Here is a 22,263-nt window from a genome sequence, read left to right as displayed (position 1 = left end):
CCTGAGTCTGGCGGACTTTAACATAAAAAACTATAATCCCTGTAAAGCCGATCCTCCATCCAAAAAGTTATTCGTAGTGTTGTAGTATCGCTCAAGAGATACTCCGAATTTAGTAATCGTAAAATTCACCTGCCAAATCTCAACCCCTTTCTTTATGCATCGTTTCACCTGTTCATGAATATAGTCCGAGTTAGGGGCATTTAAAGGTACCTTGTAACTAGAACAGGAATAAATGAAGCATGACAGTAAGATAGCTCGTTGATGGTTTTCTAAGCTGTTGGCAAGCTCATTTATATGTTTAATAAAGCGATCTGTCGAGTTAAAGGGAGTTATCTTTTTCCTTTTGATATGCGGCGGGTAATCTAAGATTAAATTTTGCAAAGGTGTCTTGACTTCTAAATAAGTATCTCCTGCCAAGAAATCTAATTTGGATTGTCCTAACCATCGTTCTCGCTGTATATCATCATAATCGGAAACCATTTCCGGAAATTGACGTTTCATTAAAAAATGCTCGACATATCGATTCGCAGCATTTTGATTGATACCAATCCATGTTTTTTGTTCTTGTTGTGGAAGGTCCAGGGATACTGCCTCCACTGTAAATCGTGTTTTCCTATTTGCACTGTCACTATTGGACAGAAGGCATGGGATTCCAGGTAAATCCAATTCACCGATTCTTCCTGTGGTTGGGCAATGGCATTTAACCACTTCATCTTCAACCATTACATCCATTGTAAACTGACTATTTCTCTTCAAGATAATTCCCTCTATAAGCGGAGAAGAAAAAATAATGTCTGTATCACTCACCAAGCAATCCACCTTTAAATAACAATTTCTTCAATTTTTTCTCTGGAAGTATTATAATAATCAATTAAAATTGTTTTGCTAATGCTTTTGCTTTTACAATAGCTTCTTCTTTGATAATGTTGGCTTTTTCAGGAGTTTGCGCCATTCCCTCGACGAACAATTTCTCATTATCAGTTACGCCCATGAACTGCATAATTGTGCGAATATAAGCGTGACCGGACTCTATTGAAGCAGTAGGTCCTTCAGTGTAGACACCACCGCAAGCTTGGATGTGAAGAGACTTCTTACCATTCAGAAGTCCAACAGGACCCATATTTGTATAACGATAAGTTTTTCCAGGTACAACGAGACAATTCGTATAATTTAACAATACGTGAGGAATTGTAAGATTCCACATCGGAGAAGCGATGACATATTTATCTGCTGCTATGAATTGATCACAAAGCTTATCGATTTGTTCCATCTTAACTCGCTCGCCTTCGGACAGCATTTCATGGAATGGAGTAGTCGAACCGGATTGTCTCCATTCAAAAAGTTTATGCCGTCCTCTCAGGACATCAGCGTCTACTACCGGTACATCCATGTTAAACAAATCCAAATGAACAATTTCATCTTCCGGATTTGCTTCGCGATACGTATCAATGAATTCCTTACCTACAGCCAAGCTGTAGGAAGATTGTGGATCAAGTGGATGAGCAGTAATATAAAGTACAGTTTTCTTCAAGATGATTTCCTCCTGATTTTCGAATTATTTTATTATGAGAAGTAGCTCTATCAGTTCCTCTATGATGTAATATTACAAAAACGCTACTGACATCAGTGTGTCAGTAGCGTTTTTGCATTTTTTCAATTTCTTTTTTAACTCTCTGCTTGAAAGAAAGAGGTTCGATGACCACTGCATCTGCTCCCCAGCCAAGTAACCATTGTAACAACTCTTCTGGCTGACGGACCCTAAACTTAACGTACAAACCCTCGGAAAGCAATTCTGCGTCCTCCATATAATAATTGTTTGCCTCTTTCACTTTGTCTGCAATGTTGAGATTAAACCATACCCGAACTTGGACATTTCGATCATCGAGTGGTTGATAAGTGTGGAGGTCAAAGTCAGCAGGAATTTCGTATTTTTCGTCTGTTATGGTCACATTGCTCATCCTGGAGACTTTGAAATGACGAATATCGTTGCGTAAATCACATTGGGATACTATCAACCACCCCCCTTGTACAAAAACCAATCCGTAAGAGGCAACAGTTCGTGTAGTCTCACGGCTACCATCCTCTTCAGGTACTCGCTTTGAATATTTGAACCGAATTTTTTTTCCATCCAGCATAGCTTGACGGATAATAGCCATATTTCTTTTTTCTTCAACCTGAAGCTCATTATTTTCTGTTGCGATTCGAAGACGGATATTGTTGCGCACACGAGCAGCCTCATATTTTATCGGCTCAGGCAAAATAGCTTCTATTTTTCCTCGTGAAGAACGGGCATTTCCATTATATTGGTTGTCAAAGCTTTGTTCTACAAACTCTGCTCCAATCAAAAGGGCCACTGCTTCTTCGACGGTTAAGCTTACTGGTGGCAAAAAGTAACCTTCTACTAAGGAGTAGCCGTACCCAGGAGATCCTATAACAGGAACGCCAGCTTCACTTAGAGCTTGGACATCCCGATAAATAGTTCGTACACTGGTCTCGAATCTTTGCGCTAAGTCCTCGGCCTTTAGCAACTTATTTCGTTGTAATTCTAAGACAATAGCAAACTGTCTTTCAGTTTTATTCAATAATATCCCTTCCTTTACTAGCTTGCGAGTAGGCTTGAGAGATGCATAGATATCCTACTTTCAAATTATTATATTAAAACCTTACTGACAACTATATGTCTGTAGGGCTTTAATACTTGGCCAAAAGATCCCTGACATCTGCCGAAGCTTTTGAATGAATCAGAAAGGATTGTTTGACTACGATATCTTCTATTCTATTATCAGGTGGCGCAATTGTCGGATGATAAGCGAGAACATTATCTCATGAATGACAAGAATATTATTTCATTTCCCATTTCATATTAGCGGACATTTAAATTTATCGTTGTTCGTCCCGTTATATCGTAACTTCATCCCAGCCAAACATGAGCTTACCAAAATCATCCGCTTCACCCATATCATTGCTGTTCACTTTTTTCGAGAAAATAAGATATTCTTCTATTAATGTCAATTAAATTCTATTGAATAATCCTGCTCACTACAGAGAAAAATATTTAGGTACAAAAAATCACATATTTGGAGGTAAACATGTCTGATTCAAGAAGAAATTCGAGAAGAGGTTCAGGCTCAGGCGCAAATTCAAGATATGGTGTATTAATCGGCCGCGTCATTGACATTCATAAAGATCCGGAAAATGACCAGTCTCCCCACTACAATATCGTTGTCGAGGCGGATCATGGGAAAAAATATAAGCTCCCCATCAACGTTCAGTCCATTGATCCAGACCTTCCCCGGTCGCTTTATTACAGCGACGAAAACTATAATGCACAAGCCATTACCATTTTGCCAACGATGAACTCCGGTTTTCATGACATCAATTATCATCAGAATGTAAATGCAGACATTGCCGTCGATTTCATTCGCAGCGGGTTATTTGACCCCAATAAAATGGAGATTGTGCCTTTTACAGCTCCCGGTGAAAACAATGACTTATACGATTTTATTGATAAATACATGCACAAGGCGCTGAATAATGAGGATGCGACCATTTACGCTTACGGTACGCATTTTACGGGAAACGGCCTTGGCGTTCACAACATCCATATGAATCAAGGGAACAGCAAATATTCACCGGAGGAAAATGACATTTTCCATGACGGCTGTTTTCTGGTCCATTTCACAACGGAGAATAAATGGATTGCTTATTTCTTGGCCTTTCAAAGCCAGTCATGGTGCACAGACGATCACGGGAAACCGCTGCAAGGTAGCATCGATCAAGACGGGCATCCTCTGGGAGCATGCAAATACAGTACTGTTCAAGTCGAGCTGCAAAGAGATGAGCCTGTCCCCGTAGGATAAGTGTCAGATCGCCATCACATCCAGAGGCTCTGCCCGTCATCATTTGCCTGCACCTCGTATTCTGAATTGTCGTTCCTTATAAATTCAGTATGGAAGGCGGTATCCGGCACCACAATACGTTTTGGCACATACAAACAAACCGGAAAATCAGGAGCTTTAACCTGTATTTTGCCGGTTTTGTTTTGAGCATAGAGTTGGTTTACACAAAATTTTGCACACTTTGGAGTATTCAATTGCCAGATTATCGGCCGATTTTGTGAAAAACGAGGGAATGCAGACTATTTTTCACGTAAAAGATAGACCAATTTGCGGTAATACGCCGATCACTTCCTTTAAAGCCTTATCCAGCTCGCCAATCGACGTCAGCATAATAATCTGGTTGTTCAGGATTGTCGTGAGCATATCCGCCGCATTTTCCAGATAGACCAGATTGGCCTCCGCCATAGACAGCGTTAACAACGCCTCCTGTACGAAACCCATGGCAAAACAATACCCGTTATAGGCGACACACAGCCCAAGTCAGACGGTGAAAAACTCGTTCCTTTCTATTATGCAGGACGACTAAACAGAACGACGTTTATCGGTCATACAAAGAGGGACGACGATCCTCAAATACCGGAATACGCCCACGCACATCCTGCACCAAGGCTGACTCTATCGTTCCTGTAATAATCTCCTCCTGCTCTCCGCCCTCGGCAATAATCTCTCCCCACGGATCAATGATGAGGGAATGCCCGAAGAAATCGGTGTTCCCGCTGCGACCAACCCGGTTACAGGCAATGACATACATTTGATTTTCAATGGCCCGTGCGGTCAGCAGGGTACGCCAGTGATGGAGCCGGGGATGAGGCCATTCCGCGGGTACGATAAGCAGATTGGCGCCAGACAAGGCCAGGCTGCGAGCCAGTTCCGGAAAACGGATATCGTAGCAGATCGACGCCCCCGCCTGAATCCCGCCATCCAGCGTGAACAAAACCTTTTCCTCACCAGGCTGCAAATATTTTTCTTCCTCCATAAGACGGAACAAATGGATTTTGGAATACGAAGCCACCTCGGCTCCTGTCCGGTCAAAAATAATCATTGTATTGTACACATGACCATCGCTTTTTTTCTCTGCAATCGACCCGGCTACCACGTTCACCTGATGCGTGGCGGCAAATGCAGCTATCCATTCCCGGGTCACTGCCCCTTCCTTGTCCGCCAGCTCATGAATGCGATCCAGGGCATAGCCCGTGTTCCACATTTCCGGCAGGACAATCAAATCCGGCTTGTGTGCGGCTGTTACCGCCTGTTCCATTAAAGTACGTATATGATTGCGGTTTTCTGATGGATTTCCAAGTTCAATATGAACTTGTATAAGTGCAACACGGAACGGCTGAGCTTCTGGATATGTCAAAATCGTTCATCCTCCCTGTTAACCGGAGCATACGGTGACTGCTGATCCAGTATTTTCTCCCATCATAGCCCGATCAAGCTCTGGCACGCAACCGTCCAGGCCTAAATCTCCCTATACAACTCGGTAAAATCATGATAAATTAATCCTCAAACTATTCCAAAAGGTCGTGTGAATGCATGAGTCATTTTTCCATTCCCTCCGCTGACGTGATGAAACAGCTACCCACTCAATTTTTTGCCACACTTGTACAAAATGTAAACCGTGAAATTGCGGCGGGGCATGATGTCATTAATCTCGGACAAGGGAACCCGGATACACCTACCCCACCTCATATTGTAAAAGCCTTGCAGGAATCAGCGGACAACCCGCTTTATCATAAGTATTCGCCTTTTCGCGGCTATGGCTTTCTCAAAGAAGCCATAGCACAGCGCTATCAGGAGGATTACGGTGTGATGCTAGACCCGGAAACCGAGGTCGCCATCTTGTTTGGCGGAAAAACAGGTTTGGTGCAATTGCCGCAAATCTTGCTCAATCCCGGCGATGTATGCCTTGTCCCTGATCCCGGCTATCCGGATTACTGGTCAGGCGTAGCCTTGGCTAGAGCAGAGATGTCTTTTCTTCCATTGAAGGAAGAAAACCGTTTTCTGCCCGATTACGGGGCTATTTCTGAAGAAGAGCGCCGCCGTGCCAAGCTGATGTTTCTCAACTATCCGAATAATCCGACCTCGGCAACTGCCCCACTTTCCTTCTACGAAGAAACGGTCGAATTCGCGCAGCGCAACGGGATTGTGGTTGCCAGTGATTTTGCTTATGGTGCGATCGGCTTTGACGGCGAACGTCCGATCAGCTTCCTCCAGGCCGAGGGGGCCAAGGACGTAGGAATTGAGTTTTATACGCTATCCAAAACCTACAATATGGCGGGCTGGCGCGTCGGTTTTGCGCTCGGTAATGCTGAAATCATCTCCATGATTAACCTGCTGCAGGATCATATTTATGTAAGCTTGTTTGGAGGCATTCAGGCAGCAGCAGCGACAGCTCTGACGTCCTCGCAGGATTGTGTAGGCGAGCTGGTGGCCCGCTATGAATCACGTCGTAATGCTTTTTATGATGCACTTGGACAAATCGGCTGGAAGGCCACACGCCCAAAGGGCTCCTTCTTTAGCTGGCTGCCTGTACCGCAGGGCTACACTTCGACCACCTTTGCCGATCTACTGCTGCGTGAGGCCAAGGTAGCTGTCGCTCCAGGGATCGGCTTCGGCAGTGGCGGTGAAGGATATGTGAGGGCGGGGCTGCTTAGCTCGGAAGCCAGGCTATCTGAGGCTGCTGAACGAATCGGCAAGCTGAACTTATTTCGTTAAGCCCTATTTTCCAGCGACAACTTCTTTGCCAAACTCGACCTTTTCGTGGTATTCTGTATCCAATATCATTTAGCGCGTTGAAGGGATTATTAAGAGAGACTCGTCCTGTTCAGAGAGTAAATTCCGATAGGCTGCAAGAATTTACCTGGATTCTCTCCCAACTCCTACCCCCGAGCGTCCTGCGTAATCAGGCGGTGCCTGCCGTTAACAGGTTTCAAGTGGGATGATCATGAATCATCAATGAAGGTGGTACCGCGGAAGTATAAACTTTCGTCCTTTGCATACAAAGGATGGAAGTTTTTTTGCATTAAAAAAGAGTACACATTAAGGAAGTGGACGTCTTGTCAACACGAATCGTCATTAAAATCGGAAGCAGCTCCCTGACTGGAGTGGAAGGCGGCCTGAACCGGGAAGCCATCGCTTATTTCGCCAGGGAAATCAGCTTGCTTCGTGCAAAAGGTCATGAAGTGCTGCTGGTCACATCGGGCGCAGTAGCCGCCGGGTTCCGGGAGATCGGGTACCCGTTTCGTCCTAAGCTGCTGCATGAAAAGCAGGCGGCAGCGGCCGTAGGTCAAGCTCTTCTCATGCAGGCCTATCAACAGGCATTTAAAGATTTTGACTTGGTGAGCGCGCAGATCCTGCTGACCCGCAGTGACTTTTTGAGCCGCAAGCGGATGAATAATGCTGGAATGACCGTGGAAGAATTGCTGCGCCAGCAGGTCATCCCGATCTTTAACGAAAATGATACCGTATCGATTGACGAATTGAAATTCGGTGATAACGATATGCTCTCAGCCCTGGTCGCCAATCTGGTCAAAGCCCAGCATTTAATCATCATTACAGATACTGATGGCGTATATACGGCAGACCCGCGCAAGCATCCGAACGCCGTACGCTTTGAACGTATCGACGAAATTACGGAGGAGATTTATGCACTCGCTGGAGGCTCCGGCTCAGCAGTAGGCACGGGCGGCATGCGATCCAAGATCGAAGCTGCCAAGGTGGCTACGCGCGGCGGTGTGCCTGTGTATGTAGGACGTGTCAGTGCTAACGGCGATCTGGATGCAGCCGTTGAAGGACACGGGCCGGGAACTTATTTTGACACTCACCTCTCTTCACTGCCGATGAAAAAGCAATGGCTTGGTTTTATGTCCACCCCTCTGGGTACAGTGCATGTAGACCACGGGGCTGAGGAGGCGTTGGTACACGGGGGCCACAGTCTGCTTCCCGTTGGCGTACGACGTGTCGAGGGCAGCTTTCATGCCGGAGATGTCGTAGAGGTGCTGGGGCCGGAAAATAAGGTGTTAGGTCGCGGCATCGTCAATTATGACGATGAACAGCTTCGAATCGTACAAGGATTACCCAGCGGCGAGGTTGTGGGCAAAATCGGTCCCATTCACCGGCTTGAGGTGATCCACAGGGATGAATGGATTACACTATATATGTAGGGAGGCCATAACATGAGTGAATTAACGACGAACACAGCTGCAACAGAGGAAAACCAGTTCAGTGAAGTACGGGCCAAAGCGACTTTGGCCAAAAAAAGTGCCGGAGCCATGAACCGACTGACAACAGCACAAAAAAATGAAGCCTTGCTCGCTATGGCAGAGGCATTGGTGAGCCATACCGAAGAGCTGATTGCAGCGAACCGTGATGATTTGCAGCGTGGACGGGAATTGGGAACGTCGGAATCGCTGCTCGACCGTCTCAAGCTGACCGAGGAGCGAATCGGAGCTATTGCCGAAGGACTGCGCCAAATTGCCGAGTTGCCTGATCCAGTCGGTGACACGCTGGAGCATATCGAACGTCCTAACGGTCTGCGGATTGAGAAAATACGTGTGCCGCTGGGTGTCATCGGCATCATATATGAAGCCCGTCCGAATGTAACAGTAGATGCTGCGGGTCTGTGCTTGAAAACAGGCAATCCGGTTGTGCTGCGCGGTGGTTCGGCGGCCCTTTCCTCCAACCGCAAAATCATTGAAGTGCTCCAGCAGACGCTGGACACAACAGCCGTACCCCGCGAGGCGCTTCAACTGATTGAAGATTCAGACCGTGCCTCCGTCAATGAAATGCTCACTTTGAACGGTCTGCTGGATGTGATCATCCCACGTGGGGGACGTTCGCTCATTCAAAACGTTGTTCAGAACGCTACCGTGCCTGTCATCGAAACCGGCGCAGGCGTATGCCATACGTATTTGGACGCTACGGCGGATACACAGATGGCTGAAGCCATTACGCTGAACGCCAAGGTGCAAAGACCGTCAGTGTGCAACTCTATGGAAACGCTGCTCGTTCACGCCGATTTTGCACAGGTACACTTAACAAGCTTGGCCGATCGCTTCCGTGATGCTGGCGTCGAACTGCGCGGCTGCGCACGGACACGCACACTGGTTCCTTGGGCGGTTCCAGCTACGGAGGAAGATTACGGCACCGAATATAATGATTACATTATGAACGTTAAGGTGGTAAACAGACTGGACGAAGCACTTGAGCATATCGCCCGTTACGGTACGATGCATTCGGAATGTATTGTCACCGAGGATACAGCCCATGCCGAACGTTTCCTTCAGGAAGTGGATGCGGCGGCTGTTTATCACAATGCCTCTACCCGCTTCACCGATGGCTTTGAATTTGGGTTTGGCGCTGAGATCGGGATCAGCACCCAAAAATTACATGCCCGCGGCCCTATGGGTCTGCCTGCGCTGACTTCAACCAAATACCGTGTGTACGGTACTGGGCAAATCAGGGAATAATATCATAAATCAATCCGTATCCTTGGAGGTTATAAATCAATGTGTGAATCACAAACGAAGTTTTTAATTAACGAGCAAATTACTTTTTTCGGAGCAGGCTCAATGGCAGAGGCTATCATTCGTGGAATGACGGCTCGTTCCGTCGTCAAACGTGGCGGTATTACCGTTATCAACCGCAGTAATCAGGCGCGGCTTGAAGAACTCCAGCAGCAATATGGGGTGCTGTTCCAAACCGAGGAAGCCGCCAAAACCGAACTGCTGCGCCGTTCTCCGGTCATCGTGCTTGCCATGAAGCCCAAGGATGCTGCTATGGCACTGGGACAGCTCGGCCCGCTCCTGTCAGATGATCAACTGATCATTTCGCTGATCGCCGGACTGTCCATTCGTACGATGCAAACGCTGCTCGGCCGCAAACAGCCCATCGCACGGACGATGCCAAACACCTCCAGCTCGATTGGGCTGGGAGCGACAGGCATCAGCTTTTCCAAGGAGATCAGCGAAGACCAGCGTAAAAATGTGCTCACCATGTTCGAGTCTGTAGGTACGGTGACTGTGGTAGAAGAAGAGAAAATGGATATTTTAACCGGGATCTCTGGAAGCGGTCCTGCCTATATCTACTATTTGATGGAAGCCATGATTGCGGGTGGAATTCGTGGTGGCTTGACCCCTGAGCAAGCGCACGAGCTGACAGTCCAAACCGCGCTTGGGGCGGCACGTATGGTACAACAAACCGGAGAGGAGCCTTCTGCTCTGCGTCACAAAATCATGTCACCCAATGGCTCGACGGTAGCCGCTTTGGAGACACTGGACAAAGGCGATTTCTATGAAACCGTGATTGCGGCGGTGCAGCGTTGTGCTGAACGATCCCGTGAGATGGGAGCTGTACTAAAGGAGGGAATTGAATGAGCTATTGCTTGGCGACCTACCGGGTATACGATGACAAAGCCGATTTTAATAAAAAGGCCCAATCCATTGCCATCGGCATGACGGTGGGCAGCTGGACCGAGCTTCCGCAAGCCAAGCGGGACGAGATGCAAAAGCATCTGGGCTCGGTTCAATCCGTGGAGGTTCATGATGGAGGCCCCGGTGAACGTTATGCCGATCTGACCATCGCTTACCCGGACATCAATTTCAGCCGGGACATTCCCGCGCTGCTGGTGACGGTCTTCGGCAAAATTTCGATGGACGGTCGAATCAAGCTGACGAAGCTGGGCTTCTCGGAAGCATTCCGTTCCGCTTTTCCGGGACCGAAATTTGGCATCGAGGGCTTGCGTGAGCGTCTCGGCGTGTATGATCGCCCGTTGCTCATGAGCATTTTCAAATCGGTGATCGGTTTGAATCTGGACGAGCTGAGCGAGCAATTTACCCGACAGGCTCTCGCTGGCGTCGATCTGATCAAGGACGACGAAATTTGGTTCGAAAATGCACTGACACCGATTGAAAAACGCGTCGAAGCCTGCATCAAAGCCGCCGAGGCGGCTGAGCGTGAAACCGGTAAAAAGCTGTTGTATGCAGCTAATTTGACCGGCCCCACCTCACAGCTTAAGGCGCAGGCCCTCAAAGCCATCGACGCAGGCGCGAACGCGCTGCTGTTCAACGTGCTGGCCTACGGCTACGATGTGCTGCATGAGCTCAGCAGCGATCCTGCTGTCTCCGTACCGATTGCCGCCCACCCTTCATTGGCGGGTGCTGTCTATCCATCGCCGCATTACGGTATTTCGGCGTCCGTGCTGCTCGGTCAGTTGATGCGGCTGGCTGGCGCTGACCTCGTGCTCTTCCCTTCTCCTTACGGCTCGGTGACGATGCCGCGAGAGGAAAACATGGCGATCCGCGATGAGCTGATCACCCCGGAGCTGCCGCTGAAGGCCAGCATGCCTGTGCCCTCCGCAGGAATTCATCCCGGCCTGGTGCCGTTAATTGTACGTGACTTTGGTACGGACGTTGTGGTCAACGCCGGAGGCGGCATTCACGGTCATCCGATGGGCACTCAAGCTGGCGGACGCGCTTTTGTGCAGGCGATTGAGGCGGTGCAGCAGAATGTACCGCTGGCAGAATACGCCCGCTCTCATGCTGAGCTGCAATCCGCACTTGATACGTGGGGAGGCGAACAATGAGTTCATCCAAGAAGCCCGTCATTTTTTGCGACTTTGACGGGACGATTACGAACAGCGACAATATTGTCGCTATCATGAAGCATTTTCAGCCTGAAGGCTATGAGCCCATCATGCATCATATCGTAAACGGACATACCTCCATTCGTGAAGGCGTAGGTGCCATGTTTGCCCTCATGCCTTCGGCGCAAAAGGACGAAATCATCTCATATGTACTTGGACAAGCGGGTATACGCGAGGGCTTTGCACGCTTTTTGGGCTGTGTACGGAAGCAGCAGATTGAATTTTTCGTCACCAGCGGCGGCATTGATTTTTTTATTGACCCATTGCTTAAGCCTTTCGATGTCCCACAGGATCATATCTTCTGTAATGGAGCAGATTTCTCCAGAGATAACATCCGGATTACGTGGCCGCATCCATGTGAGAAGCCGTGTACAAATGACTGCGGCATGTGCAAAACGACCATCATTCGTCAATACCCTGCCGAACAGTACGAACGAATCTTGATCGGCGACAGCCTGACGGATTTTGAAGGAGCCAAAATTGCCGACCTGGTGTACTCCCGCTCGCACCTGACATTAAAGTGTCAAGAGCTTGGCGTACCGCATGTACCCTTTGAAACATTTGATGACATTATCGAGGATTTAAAGCAAAAACAGAAGCAAGGGGTGCTGTAAATGAGCTTTAGCTGGACAGACATTACATTGGAAGAAAAACGCCGCGCATTGGAAAAGCTCGCCGATGTCAAGGAGCTATTTGCATCTCGCAACTGGTTCCCCGGCACGAGCGGCAATTTGTCGATCCGCATCGGTGATTTTCAGCCCGAACAATTTTATTTTGCAGTTACCGCCAGCGGCAAGGATAAGACAAAGCGGACACCGGAAGATTTTCTGTTTGTTGACCAATACGGGAAAGCCGCAGAAAGCACAAACCTCAAGCCGAGTGCCGAAACGCTGATTCATTGTGAAATTTACCGCCTGACAGGCTGCGGAGCCGTTTTCCATGTGCATACCGTGTTTAACAACCTGATTTCAGAGTATTACGGGGAGCAGGGCTCTGTACCTGTGCAAGGAATCGAGCTGATTAAGGCTTTTAACATTTGGGAAGAAAATGCTGCCATCCACATTCCCGTGCTGCCGAATTATGCCGATATCGCCTCGATTGCCAAGCTGGTGCCGGGCGTGCTGAATGAGCGGGTTCCGGGCATTTTATTGCGTAATCACGGCATTTATGCGTGGGGACGTGATGTGTTTGAAGCTAAAAAGCACCTGGAGGCGTTTGAATTTTTGTTTGAAACGACGTACCGCTATCTGCTGCTAAAAAGTTCAAAATGAAAAATGCACCCCCTGCGACATGATGTCCTCTCCTCTTCATATCCTATCCTTATCGAAAGGAGAGTGTAGCTTGTGCCTGAAACCTGTGTTCCCACTGGCGTGAAACTAAAAGATACTGGCTTTGGATACACGTTATCCTTAATAGGCGGTAAATATAAAATGATCATTATGTATTGGCTTTCCGAAAATAAGGTTATGCGGTTTAATGAGCTAAAGCGATGTATCGGTACCATTTCCTTTAAAACGCTAAGCATCATGCTAAAAGAACTGGAGGCAGATGACCTGATCATACGCACGGAATTTCCCCAGGTACCTCCTAAAGTTGAATATTCATTATCAGATCGCGGGCGTTCACTAATTCCCATTCTAGACATGATGTGTGAATGGGGTGAAAAAAACGCAGACCTTGATTTAAGCACGACATGAAGAATGAATAATAATTTCACTAAAACAAGGAAGCACCCTATACGGATGCCTCCTTGTTTTTTTGTTATTTACATTTGATCGATGAAGTTTAAATAGTCTTGTGCACTTTTTTCAATTGTTTCAGCCGTGGGTTCAAATTCAGCACCGTATGAAGCAAAGAACGAACGGTAGTCTGCTTTACAATAAATAGCGGTTGTTTTGAAAGGTACTAAAATTTCCTCCAGGGTATGCTTGTATCTACCGTTCTCGCTGTAATCTTCACTTTTTATACCAGCTGATACAGCCAAAGCAATCTTACGATCTTTTAGTTTATCTCCTTTCGATCCGTAAGCCCAGCCGTAAGTAAATACATCATCTAACCACTTTTTAAGGAGTGGAGGGCAGTTAAACCAAAAAATAGGAAACTGCAAAACAAGTTTATCATGACTCTCAATCAATTTTTGTTCTCTTTCCACTTCTATGTTTCCATCAGGGTAAGCCTTATGCAATTCGTGAACTGTATACTTTTCCGGGTATTTTTTGAGCTCTTCTACCCATCGCTTATTAATGATAGATGTCTCTATACTTGGATGTGTTACGATAACAAGAGTTTTCAAAGCGATGCCCTCCTTGAGTTGTATATATTTCTCTTCTTGAGTATAGAGATCACACTATAAATAAAAAAGTACGCACTTTTACTACAGGTACTATCATAAAGGTAAGTATCACTTCATTGTATTGAACTGATGGGGGTAACCACTTATCGTCGACCTCGGAAGGTGCGAGGCAAATCGTCGACCCACTTATCCGGAATTTCCCAGGGTATGAAGTGTCCACTATGTTCATGGGCTGCGATGTTCACATGGTTATACCAGGGAGCGCGATCGCTCTCAAGAAAATGACGCCTTAATGCAGGGATTACAGATGCAATGGCCCGTTTTTCTTCCAGAGCGAGCCCTTCTATAAACCCCGAGAGCTGTGCAATGCGGTCCAAACGACGAGAATCAATAACATTTGCCCCTGTTCTGTTCACGTTTTGCCAATAATTGTCCATTTCCTTAGATTTTCTGCATGCAAAAAAGCTCATCCCATCTTCAACAAGTGGAGTGAGCCTTCTAACCGCATCAGACACTGTTATATTGTACAACATACAGGTAAGCGTCAAGTAGCCCGCCACCTTATCCTGAAGATGAGGCTGATCCAGCATCAAGTTAATTTCCTCTATACATTAAAATCCTGACTTTATATGTGGATCCGGTTGAGCAAGTGCAATCCAGATTCTGGCCGTTTATAATAGCTCCTATTATTAATCCAGTTAATGCACTGGTTAGATCTTGATTAAATATTAATTTTTATTTTTCGCTCTAAAAGGCTTGTAGAAGGCACGAATCTCCTGGGCTAAAAGCTCTGGCTCTTCCATGGCGGTAAAATGTCCGCCACGAGCCATTGAAGTCCAGCGAGTTACATTTAGGTTTCGCACTGCCCATTCTTTAGGCGGTAACAATATATCTGCTGGGAATAATGCAATTCCGGTCGGTACTTTTATGTAGCCCAATGGCGGCAAAGAATGTGAATTTTCATAATACATACGTGTTGATGATGCAATTGTGTTAGTAAGCCAATAAACCATTATATGCGTAATCAGTTCATCCTCGCTAAATCTTTGCCGAAGGTTACCATTACAATCACTCCAAGCACGGAATTTTTCAATAATCCAGCCAGCTAAGCCTACCGGTGAGTCAGAAAGTCCATAAGCAAGAGTCTGGGGGCGTGTCGATTGAAGTGACATGTACCCCCCCTCAAGAGAAATCCATTCTAAAACATTTTTCTTGTATTGCAGCTCTTCTTCTGAAAGTGTTACCTGCTCATGTGATGTGAGGAGATTTCTTATAATACCAAGATCAGTTAGGTGGATTCCAAATAAAAGTTCAGGATGATTTGATGCTAGATATCTTGTAACACCGGAACCAATATCCCCACCCGCAGCAGCAAATTTTTTGTATCCTAATTCTTTTGTCATTAATTTAGCCCACATCTCGGAGACACGAAAATTGTTGACTCCAGAACGGTCAGGGCGACTGGAGAACCCAAATCCAGGCAATGAAGGGACAATTACATCAAAAGAGTCCTCAGGGTCACCGCCGTGGCTGACTGGATCAGTAAGAAGAGGGATGATTTTTTGGTAACGAAGGTAACTGTCTGGCCATCCGTGAGTAAGAATGATGGGCAAAGGGTTAGGTCCTTTACCACGCTCATGAACGAAGTGCACATCAATCCCATCGATATTGCAGCAAAACTGGGAAAAGCGGTTCAACTGAGATTCTTGTGTGCGCCAATCATACTGGTCCCGCCAATACGAAACGAGAGATTTCAAATAATTTAATTCAGTTCCTCGATCCCAATCCGAGTCTTCTAATTGATCTGGCCAGCGGATGTGATGTAGTCTGTATTTTAGATCATCAAGGATTTCATCAGAGATGTGAATATGAAAACGTTTAACTGCCATAACGTTTCTCCTCCTTTTTTGTTGTGTTGCATCATAATGATATCCCTTGAACTTCTGTGGTACAATGCTATAAATGAAGCATCTAACTATACTATTTGATAGGTGACTACTATGCCACAAATTGACAGGTATAAAAACCGTTCCGTGAACATTGAATTTGTCGCAGTGGAGGACTTTAGTAATCTTCCTTATCCGGGGCGTTTTACTCTAATTTTAGTTACGTCTGGAACAATGAGTGGGATATTAAACGAACATCCAATATCTATTGTCGCTCCGGGTGTCCTTTGCTTGGCTGAAGATGATGATATACAAGTCATTGAGAAGCATAACGTAGCTGCGCAATCCTTTAGTTTTCATCTAGAATTTCTTAACACAATAACTCTTTCCGAAACGCAGGGTTACTTTCCAACTGGTCCGAGAATACAAACAGGTCTTTCACTTTTTCAACGTGATCATCTATATTTTGGTGTACCTCGTGTAACGGAAAAAGCATATCCACATTTATTTGAATGGTTTTTTGTACTTGGTACAGAAGTACAGGCGCAAAGCGATACACGCTGGGTATGCAGAATAAAAAAGTACCTCATCCAAATTTTGGGGTTGCTTGAGGATCTAAATCGGAATAGTGAACGGTCGTCCGTTGATTTAGCGTTAGAATATATACACACTAATTACCTGAGAAAGATTTCTTTGGAGGATTTGACGAATTGTGCTCATTTGAACCGTGTAACTCTTAATAAATTATTTCAGGAAAGATGTGGAAATACAGCAATAGGTTACTTACTTTCATATCGTTTGAAAGTTGCGTGTGATCTTTTAACACATACAGGTATGAAGCTTAATGAAATTGCACGCGCTACTGGATTTGAGTATGACACTTACTTTATCAAGCAATTTAAAGCTAAAAAAGGGATCTCACCTACAAAGTATAGGACCATCTCTCGTAAGTTTGCCACTACTCAATAGAAGATAAGGACTGATCTATTTATAAACTTTTCATGTGAATCATTGTTCTGGGGAATATTAGCTGCAGTGACATTCGTGATCTACAGTATCTAGCCGCAGAGATTAATGAGGAAGTTCGATACACTGTTAATACGGTATAATTGTTCTATTTGGAACAATACTATCTATACATTTTTTCTATACATTTTTTTGGGAGGGGATTAAGAGAAGCGGTGCAACGAAAGGAAGCCTTTTATCTTCAATTGAACCACCGGGAATGACACATAAGAAAGGATTATGGATGTCAGGGAATATTTATAGACAACTAATTACCTATAACTAATCCATTGGAGTAACGGGAAACGCTAAGCGATTCTCATATTCCTTCACACTGAGCTTGTCCGGTGCAATATCGTAACTTTCCTGCTCCTGAATATATTTCCGGATCGTTGCTTCTTTCAAGACCTACTGTACTCACATCGTAACCTTCGGCCAAGAAGTGATGATTTCCGTACTTATATTTCAAATTCACATGTTTGTCGAAGATCATGAGGGCACTCTTCCCCTTGAGGTATCCCATGAAGCTCGATACGCTCATCTTCGGTGGAATGCTCCCAGCATATGAATATGATCTGGCATTAAGCGCCCTCGATGATCTCTACGCCTTTCTCTTTGTGAAAGTAAATTCGATATTTTAAAATCTAATGTATCAACGATAAACCAGACCGCCATCCGTGAGTATGGCTTGACCTGTAATATAATCCGAATCATCCGAAGCCAAGAAAGATACTAAATTGGCGACATCTTCAGGCGTTTGATATCTTTTGAGGGCAATTTCCGAAGAAAACTTCTCAAATGCTTCCCCCGGTTTTAGGTCGTCGCTATACTTAACCATTTCTTCGTCAATCCGATCCCACATCTTCGTTTTTGCAACACCGGGACAATATGCATTTACTGTAATTTTATATTTAGCCAGCTCCTTAGCGGCCGAGTGGGTAAAAGATTTCACAGCATGCTTGGTCGCAGAATATGTGCCGAGCATTTCAAAGGATTCGTGGCCTGCTATACTGCATGCATTAATGATTTTTCCTTTGGCTTCTTGCTTAATAAATTGATTGGCAGCTGCTTGAGTACCAAAAACGACGCCATTTACGTTGATTTTGAATAGTCTGTTCAGTTGTTCTTCTGTAATTTCCAAAAACGGAGCAACGGCGTCGATACCCGCATTGTTAATAAAAACATCTAAACGCCCAAATTGATCGACCGCTTCTTTGACCAGATTGAATTGGTCCTCACGTTTAGATACATCTCCTTTAACTCCGATAACATTAAAGCTCTTTCCTTTGAGTTCAGAAACCGTTTCGTTCAGCAACGCTTCATTTATGTCATGAAGTACAACACTGAAACCATCTTTGCACAGCCTCTCTGCGATACCTTTTCCTAACCCGCCTGCAGAACCCGTAACGATTGCAACCTTGCTCATAACCATTTTCCTCCTTTGATGAGAAAATTGTATTACGAACTTCTCATATTAACTATAATACTTGTTCAAAAGAAAAGTATTCGGACTATATTTATATGCAACAATGGACAGAGTATTCACTAGCACTTTATGCTATAAAAAAACGCCCCCTATTGGGGACGCTCCAGCTTGAATTGCTCACCCAGCTTCGCATAATCATTTCCAGCCAATCGGCTCACCGGACGCAAATTTTGGGCAATGACGTAGGTGTTTTGATACGCTTCCTCGGACAAATGATACTGTACCACACGCCCGATCAGCAGATCACAGGCCGGTGCGTTCTCCGTACCTCCCAGCGGTATTGCCCGCTCCAGGACACATTCCATCCGTATTTTCGCTTCGCTCACACCCGGAACCGCAATTTTTGTACTTTGGATCGGCGTTAGTCCTGCTAACGTAATTTCACTCTCATCCGGCGACAGACGAGAAGCCGTCACATTCACTGCGCCTACATTGTCCTCATCTGTGATATGTACGACAAAAGCTTTTTGTTCCATCGCATTGCGCGCTGTATCTTTGGACACTCCGTCCACACGTTGTACGGATACGGACAGAAGCGGCGGCTCGGAGGCTACGATGGAAAAATAACTGAACGGGGCTCCATTCAGCACTCCTTCGCTGCTCAACGTCGTTACAAAGGCTACCGGTCTCGGTATAATACTTCCACTTAACAGTTTATAATTTTCACGTGCTGTAAGCGTATCAGGATTTAATGGTATCATAGTTTTCCTCTCTTTCCAGGTTACATTCCTAGTTGCATTCAATTCACTTACTTCAAGTTTGCCCTAAGATCACATACACTGAGTGAATCACAAGGGCTTCTCCTTTAAAGTATCGCGTGAATGATGCAGAATGTAAAGCTGGAGCCGGAAGCTCTCCCTAATCCCCGATAATATTCCCATGGCTATCACGTACAGTAACCACAATTCCCTTGGGAACTGCAATCGTAACGTCAAGCTGCTGCCGATCTTGCATAAAACGTGTCGGAATTTGGCCAAGCAGCACATATAACGTATCTCCAATTTGCTTTGTCTGATATAACTCTTGCCCTTTGAATTCGTTTTCGTTGTTAGTGTATACATAACTTCCGAACACATGCACCTCTGGTGAGGTGGTTGTATCAATTTTGACCGCATACGGATTTTCTCCCTGCACAATCACCTTGGTCACTCCAGCGGGCATTTTCTCATGCCAATCGGGGAGAAGCCTTGTTTCCTGTACGGAGCCCATCATTTCCCTGACTTGCGTAGTCAGTCCCAGTGAGCTGACCAAAGCAAATCCGATACAGAAAAAAACCAATACGGCCGTAATGAACATACTGAACAAATCATAACGAATGCGCTCACGTGTCCCTTTCCACGCTGTATACATTAAAATCTCCAATCCCAGCAAAACAAATACGACTGGCCACCAGGCCAATATCTGCTCCAGGGTGCCCGCTCCCCAAAACTTGGAGGCACACGTTACGCCACCTAACAGGACAAGGAAAAGTCCCATTGAAAGCCTTCCGACCTTCCATACTCCTGCTGAAGCGGTTGATGTCTTGTTAGAGCTTGTCCCGTCACTAGGAGAATGATGGACTCCCTTGACGGGAGCCTCACTCTTTGAAAATTCAGTATCCATTCTATCGCTTCTCCTTTGCCCGTTTCGTTTTAGAATTACCGATTATCATCCAAATACCACCGCCGATCAACAAGAAGGATACAATAATTGTTCGTAAATATGTGTCAACGATATTGTAGATCTGCCCTTCTGGAAACAGGCGATCCAGCACAGGAACCAGGATGTTAATCAGGATGTAATAAGCACCCAGCGCCAGTAATCCCAAGCCTACCCACCGATGATATTGTGCAAACATGCCGATGACAGGCTGGTCAATCAGTGGTTCCCGACCATAACGGCTTACTTGCTGCAATGCATCAAAAAAGCTGTAAAACCAGATAACCGGAATCAGGAACAAAAAGAGGGAAAGATGCAGCACATCCAGCACATAGATTCCTCCTAAAAACAGCAGCATGAGCTGAAGCCCCCGTTTTTGCAGACCGATATACATATGACCGGCACCGGGAAATACGGATAAAATGGAAGCCAGCATTTTACTGCGCCGCCCCTCAACTCTTCCATGCTCCAGTTCCTCAAACAAAGTCCGGTCCTGAAGAATTTCTCCTGCTTGCTTGCGATGTACAAGCTGCACCGCATCAAACATGCAATACAACCAAATAATCGGCAACACACCTGCAAACGCCATAAATCCAGATTCGTTTGTAACGCTGGTAATAAAGATGAGAATCACTCCAAAGCCAAAGAAGGACATCAGAAAAGATAAACCACGCTGCATTAGCCCCAGATGAAGGTGCCCCAATCCCGGGATAAACGATAGCAATATGGTGAAAAAACGTTCATTATCCGACCCTTTTGGGTAAGCGGGCGAACCTGGCGCCCCGTAGTGTCCTTGCTCATAAGGATTATAGCCTGGACCATAGCCTAATCCTGCTCCCGGTATATCCGTATTTGTATCTGTTGCACCTTCCGATGCTTCTCCCGCCAAGCCTTCATCTCTATAAGGCACACTCTGAGCGTAAAAGCCATACGGGTTCGGACCTGCATGAGGAGGATGGGGAGGATATGGAGCAACAACTTCACGAGCATCATTACGTATCAAGCTAATCATGATATGCAGCATACTCAATCCCCATAAAAGAGTGGCCACAAAAATACTAGCCACAAAAGGCCCTTCGTCCCTCGCTACCACCGCAAGAAAAAAACCTCCCGCCAGACATCCAAAAAACAAAATGGTATATACAAACGCATTGGCTTTGCGCTTCCAGTAATAATGTCCTACACCGGGGATGATGTTCAGCAGAAATGCCAGTAGTTTGCTTCGTTCTGTATAAGGCACAGCTACACTTCCTCTCTAATCTTGGGATTGCCAAATCTGAATTTTAGGGCTTTAATTTGTCAAGCCAGCTTGTCGTAGCTCGCATGACCTCTTCACTATAAGAGACACGTTCTTTTGAAGGAATCGGCTTTCCGTTGTTTTGCAGCATCATTTTGTCAAAAGCTCCACTGGACAGCAAGATCAAGGTCAGGCTTGCCGCTATAACATAGTGAAACACAGGCTTTTCAAACCAGCGACGCTTTTTGAAAATGGCTTGATTCGCTTCTGCATCTATATCGGGAAGAGCGGCCATGACTCTATCTGTGAAGCGCTCCGTATTTATCTGGGCAACATGGTCTTCCAAGGTCGGTTCCAGTTGCTCCAGTGCAGCAAGATATACATCCAGTGCCTGTTCGTCTTCCAGCAAAAGCTTTTCCAGCCGCTCAGACTCTTCCACCGTGCAAGTTCCTGTTATATAAGCATGCCAATCCTTTAATTGCCCTTCCATCCACGGTTTATCCTGTTGTTCAGTCATTGCCATTCCTCCTCCTTCCAATGATTTCGAATCCACTGCCGTGCCCGGTAAAGTCTGGACTCTACCGTTTTTAAAGCTACCTGCATCTCATCCGCAATTTGGTCATAAGTTTTGCCCTGCATATAATAGGCTCGAATAATATCCCGATGCTGCTGGGGCAGCTGGGCGATTTTTTCCGATAGTTCTACATTGCGTTCCTCGCGGATCAAGCGTGACAGCATATCCTCATCCCGGGAAGGGAACTGTACGAGCGTTTGTGCGGCGTCTACGAGCTCCGTCGGCCGCCTGTCCTGCTTGCGCTTGATATCCAGCGCTTTGTGGAGCGCAATTCGACTCAACCACGTTTTGAAACCTTCGTTCCGGTACTGGGGGAGAGACTTATACACCTGAACGAACGCTTCCTGCGCCGCATCTTCCGCTTCCTTACTGTCATGCAATACCGAAAAGGCGATATGAAACACATGCTTGCTGTACAGTTCTACGATCTCACGGAACGCCTGCCGGTCACCAGACCGGATTCGCTCAATGATTCTCTCTATATCAATGACGCTCTCCCCCTTCCCAATACTATAGACGTCAGGGAATTTCCTCCCCCTGCATATTTTAAAAAAATATTTAAAAAGGACACACCCTCCAACAGGAGTGGTGTGTCCTCTATGG

The 22,263-nt window shown here is 46.0% G+C and carries 24 protein-coding genes and 1 pseudogene; 10 read left to right on the top strand and 15 right to left on the bottom strand.

Annotation, left to right across the window (positions count from 1 at the left end):
• Positions 1-30: 30 nt before the first annotated feature.
• The 3 genes from BAZ21_RS10295 to BAZ21_RS10285 all read right to left on the bottom strand — a co-directional run bounded on the left by BAZ21_RS10295 (position 31) and on the right by BAZ21_RS10285 (position 2,582).
• Positions 31-807, bottom strand: a complete 777-nt coding sequence (locus BAZ21_RS10295) for a DNA/RNA nuclease SfsA (RefSeq protein WP_068499619.1) — start codon at positions 805-807, stop codon at positions 31-33.
• A 64-nt stretch (positions 808-871) separates the two neighbouring features.
• Complete coding sequence (locus tag BAZ21_RS10290; protein WP_068499618.1) at positions 872-1,531, bottom strand: NAD(P)H-dependent oxidoreductase; 660 nt, start codon at positions 1,529-1,531, stop codon at positions 872-874.
• 100 nt (positions 1,532-1,631) lie between these two features.
• Positions 1,632-2,582 (bottom strand): helix-turn-helix transcriptional regulator, encoded by a 951-nt coding sequence (locus BAZ21_RS10285; protein WP_068499617.1) that lies wholly within the window; start codon positions 2,580-2,582, stop codon positions 1,632-1,634.
• Between the two features lie 507 nt (positions 2,583-3,089).
• Between BAZ21_RS10285 and BAZ21_RS10280 the strand changes: the two genes are divergently transcribed.
• On the top strand, positions 3,090-3,860 hold the full coding sequence (locus BAZ21_RS10280; protein WP_068499616.1) for a YukJ family protein: 771 nt from the start codon (positions 3,090-3,092) through the stop codon (positions 3,858-3,860).
• Between the two features lie 285 nt (positions 3,861-4,145).
• On the opposite strand, the gene BAZ21_RS27820 is transcribed toward BAZ21_RS10280, so the two are convergent.
• The gene (locus BAZ21_RS27820) at positions 4,146-4,340 is read right to left on the bottom strand and encodes a hypothetical protein (protein WP_256020422.1); all 195 of its coding nucleotides are present in this window, start codon (positions 4,338-4,340) and stop codon (positions 4,146-4,148) included.
• 97 nt (positions 4,341-4,437) lie between these two features.
• Positions 4,438-5,256, bottom strand: coding sequence for a carbon-nitrogen family hydrolase (locus BAZ21_RS10275; protein WP_068499615.1), 819 nt, complete (start codon positions 5,254-5,256; stop codon positions 4,438-4,440).
• Positions 5,257-5,432: 176 nt separating this feature from the next.
• Here BAZ21_RS10275 and BAZ21_RS10270 point away from each other — a divergent pair, with 176 nt between their 5' ends.
• The 8 genes from BAZ21_RS10270 (at position 5,433) to BAZ21_RS10235 (ending at position 13,238) form a co-directional block, all read left to right on the top strand.
• Complete coding sequence (locus tag BAZ21_RS10270; RefSeq protein ID WP_068499614.1) at positions 5,433-6,614, top strand: pyridoxal phosphate-dependent aminotransferase; 1,182 nt, start codon at positions 5,433-5,435, stop codon at positions 6,612-6,614.
• A gap of 341 nt (positions 6,615-6,955) precedes the next feature.
• A complete protein-coding gene (gene proB, locus BAZ21_RS10265; protein WP_068499612.1) occupies positions 6,956-8,062 on the top strand; it encodes a glutamate 5-kinase in 1,107 nt (368 codons plus the stop codon).
• Between the two features lie 12 nt (positions 8,063-8,074).
• A complete protein-coding gene (locus BAZ21_RS10260) occupies positions 8,075-9,367 on the top strand; it encodes a glutamate-5-semialdehyde dehydrogenase (RefSeq protein ID WP_068499610.1) in 1,293 nt (430 codons plus the stop codon).
• 39 nt (positions 9,368-9,406) lie between these two features.
• Positions 9,407-10,273, top strand: a complete 867-nt coding sequence (proC, locus tag BAZ21_RS10255) for a pyrroline-5-carboxylate reductase (protein ID WP_068499607.1) — start codon at positions 9,407-9,409, stop codon at positions 10,271-10,273.
• On the top strand, positions 10,270-11,481 hold the full coding sequence (locus BAZ21_RS10250; RefSeq protein WP_068499605.1) for a 2,3-diketo-5-methylthiopentyl-1-phosphate enolase: 1,212 nt from the start codon (positions 10,270-10,272) through the stop codon (positions 11,479-11,481). Before proC ends, BAZ21_RS10250 begins: the two co-directional genes overlap by 4 nt.
• Positions 11,478-12,155 (top strand): 2-hydroxy-3-keto-5-methylthiopentenyl-1-phosphate phosphatase, encoded by a 678-nt coding sequence (locus tag BAZ21_RS10245; RefSeq protein WP_068499603.1) that lies wholly within the window; start codon positions 11,478-11,480, stop codon positions 12,153-12,155. The genes BAZ21_RS10250 and BAZ21_RS10245 overlap by 4 nt, the downstream gene beginning before the upstream one ends.
• Positions 12,156-12,812: a methylthioribulose 1-phosphate dehydratase gene (locus BAZ21_RS10240; RefSeq protein WP_068499601.1), complete on the top strand. Its 657-nt coding sequence runs from the start codon at positions 12,156-12,158 to the stop codon at positions 12,810-12,812. It begins immediately after the preceding gene.
• 72 nt (positions 12,813-12,884) lie between these two features.
• Positions 12,885-13,238, top strand: a complete 354-nt coding sequence (locus tag BAZ21_RS10235) for a winged helix-turn-helix transcriptional regulator (protein WP_068499599.1) — start codon at positions 12,885-12,887, stop codon at positions 13,236-13,238.
• 68 nt (positions 13,239-13,306) lie between these two features.
• Here BAZ21_RS10235 and BAZ21_RS10230 read toward each other — a convergent pair whose 3' ends face one another.
• The 3 genes from BAZ21_RS10230 to BAZ21_RS10220 all read right to left on the bottom strand — a co-directional run bounded on the left by BAZ21_RS10230 (position 13,307) and on the right by BAZ21_RS10220 (position 15,723).
• Positions 13,307-13,834 carry an NAD(P)H-dependent oxidoreductase gene (locus tag BAZ21_RS10230; RefSeq protein WP_068499597.1) on the bottom strand — a complete coding sequence of 176 codons (528 nt, stop codon included), beginning with the start codon at positions 13,832-13,834 and terminating at the stop codon, positions 13,307-13,309.
• A gap of 143 nt (positions 13,835-13,977) precedes the next feature.
• Complete coding sequence (locus tag BAZ21_RS29565; protein WP_141694962.1) at positions 13,978-14,427, bottom strand: hypothetical protein; 450 nt, start codon at positions 14,425-14,427, stop codon at positions 13,978-13,980.
• A gap of 135 nt (positions 14,428-14,562) precedes the next feature.
• Positions 14,563-15,723 (bottom strand): epoxide hydrolase family protein, encoded by a 1,161-nt coding sequence (locus BAZ21_RS10220; RefSeq protein WP_068499593.1) that lies wholly within the window; start codon positions 15,721-15,723, stop codon positions 14,563-14,565.
• Positions 15,724-15,834: 111 nt separating this feature from the next.
• Here BAZ21_RS10220 and BAZ21_RS10215 point away from each other — a divergent pair, with 111 nt between their 5' ends.
• Positions 15,835-16,689: a helix-turn-helix domain-containing protein gene (locus BAZ21_RS10215; RefSeq protein ID WP_043891073.1), complete on the top strand. Its 855-nt coding sequence runs from the start codon at positions 15,835-15,837 to the stop codon at positions 16,687-16,689.
• 318 nt (positions 16,690-17,007) lie between these two features.
• On the opposite strand, the pseudogene tnpA reads toward BAZ21_RS10215, so the two are convergent.
• From tnpA to BAZ21_RS10180, 7 genes and pseudogenes are all read right to left on the bottom strand, one after another.
• Positions 17,008-17,336 (bottom strand): annotated as a pseudogene (tnpA, locus tag BAZ21_RS10210) (IS200/IS605 family transposase); the annotation flags it as partial.
• 41 nt (positions 17,337-17,377) lie between these two features.
• Positions 17,378-18,151 carry an acetoin reductase gene (locus BAZ21_RS10205; RefSeq protein WP_068499592.1) on the bottom strand — a complete coding sequence of 258 codons (774 nt, stop codon included), beginning with the start codon at positions 18,149-18,151 and terminating at the stop codon, positions 17,378-17,380.
• A gap of 149 nt (positions 18,152-18,300) precedes the next feature.
• Complete coding sequence (locus BAZ21_RS10200; RefSeq protein ID WP_068499590.1) at positions 18,301-18,912, bottom strand: flavin reductase family protein; 612 nt, start codon at positions 18,910-18,912, stop codon at positions 18,301-18,303.
• A gap of 157 nt (positions 18,913-19,069) precedes the next feature.
• The gene (locus BAZ21_RS10195; protein ID WP_068499588.1) at positions 19,070-19,813 is read right to left on the bottom strand and encodes a hypothetical protein; all 744 of its coding nucleotides are present in this window, start codon (positions 19,811-19,813) and stop codon (positions 19,070-19,072) included.
• 1 nt (position 19,814) lies between these two features.
• A complete protein-coding gene (locus BAZ21_RS10190) occupies positions 19,815-21,089 on the bottom strand; it encodes a multi-tm2 domain protein (protein ID WP_068499586.1) in 1,275 nt (424 codons plus the stop codon).
• A 43-nt stretch (positions 21,090-21,132) separates the two neighbouring features.
• Positions 21,133-21,603, bottom strand: a complete 471-nt coding sequence (locus tag BAZ21_RS10185; protein WP_068499585.1) for a hypothetical protein — start codon at positions 21,601-21,603, stop codon at positions 21,133-21,135.
• Positions 21,600-22,088: an RNA polymerase sigma factor gene (locus tag BAZ21_RS10180; RefSeq protein WP_256020537.1), complete on the bottom strand. Its 489-nt coding sequence runs from the start codon at positions 22,086-22,088 to the stop codon at positions 21,600-21,602. Before BAZ21_RS10180 ends, BAZ21_RS10185 begins: the two co-directional genes overlap by 4 nt.
• Between the last annotated feature and the right edge of the window lie 175 nt (positions 22,089-22,263).

Source organism: Paenibacillus kribbensis, from assembly GCF_001705305.1.
Classification (GTDB): Bacteria; Bacillota; Bacilli; order Paenibacillales; family Paenibacillaceae; genus Paenibacillus; species Paenibacillus kribbensis_B.
Note: the sequence above shows the minus strand (reverse complement) of the source record. Positions and strands in the feature narration are given on the sequence as shown.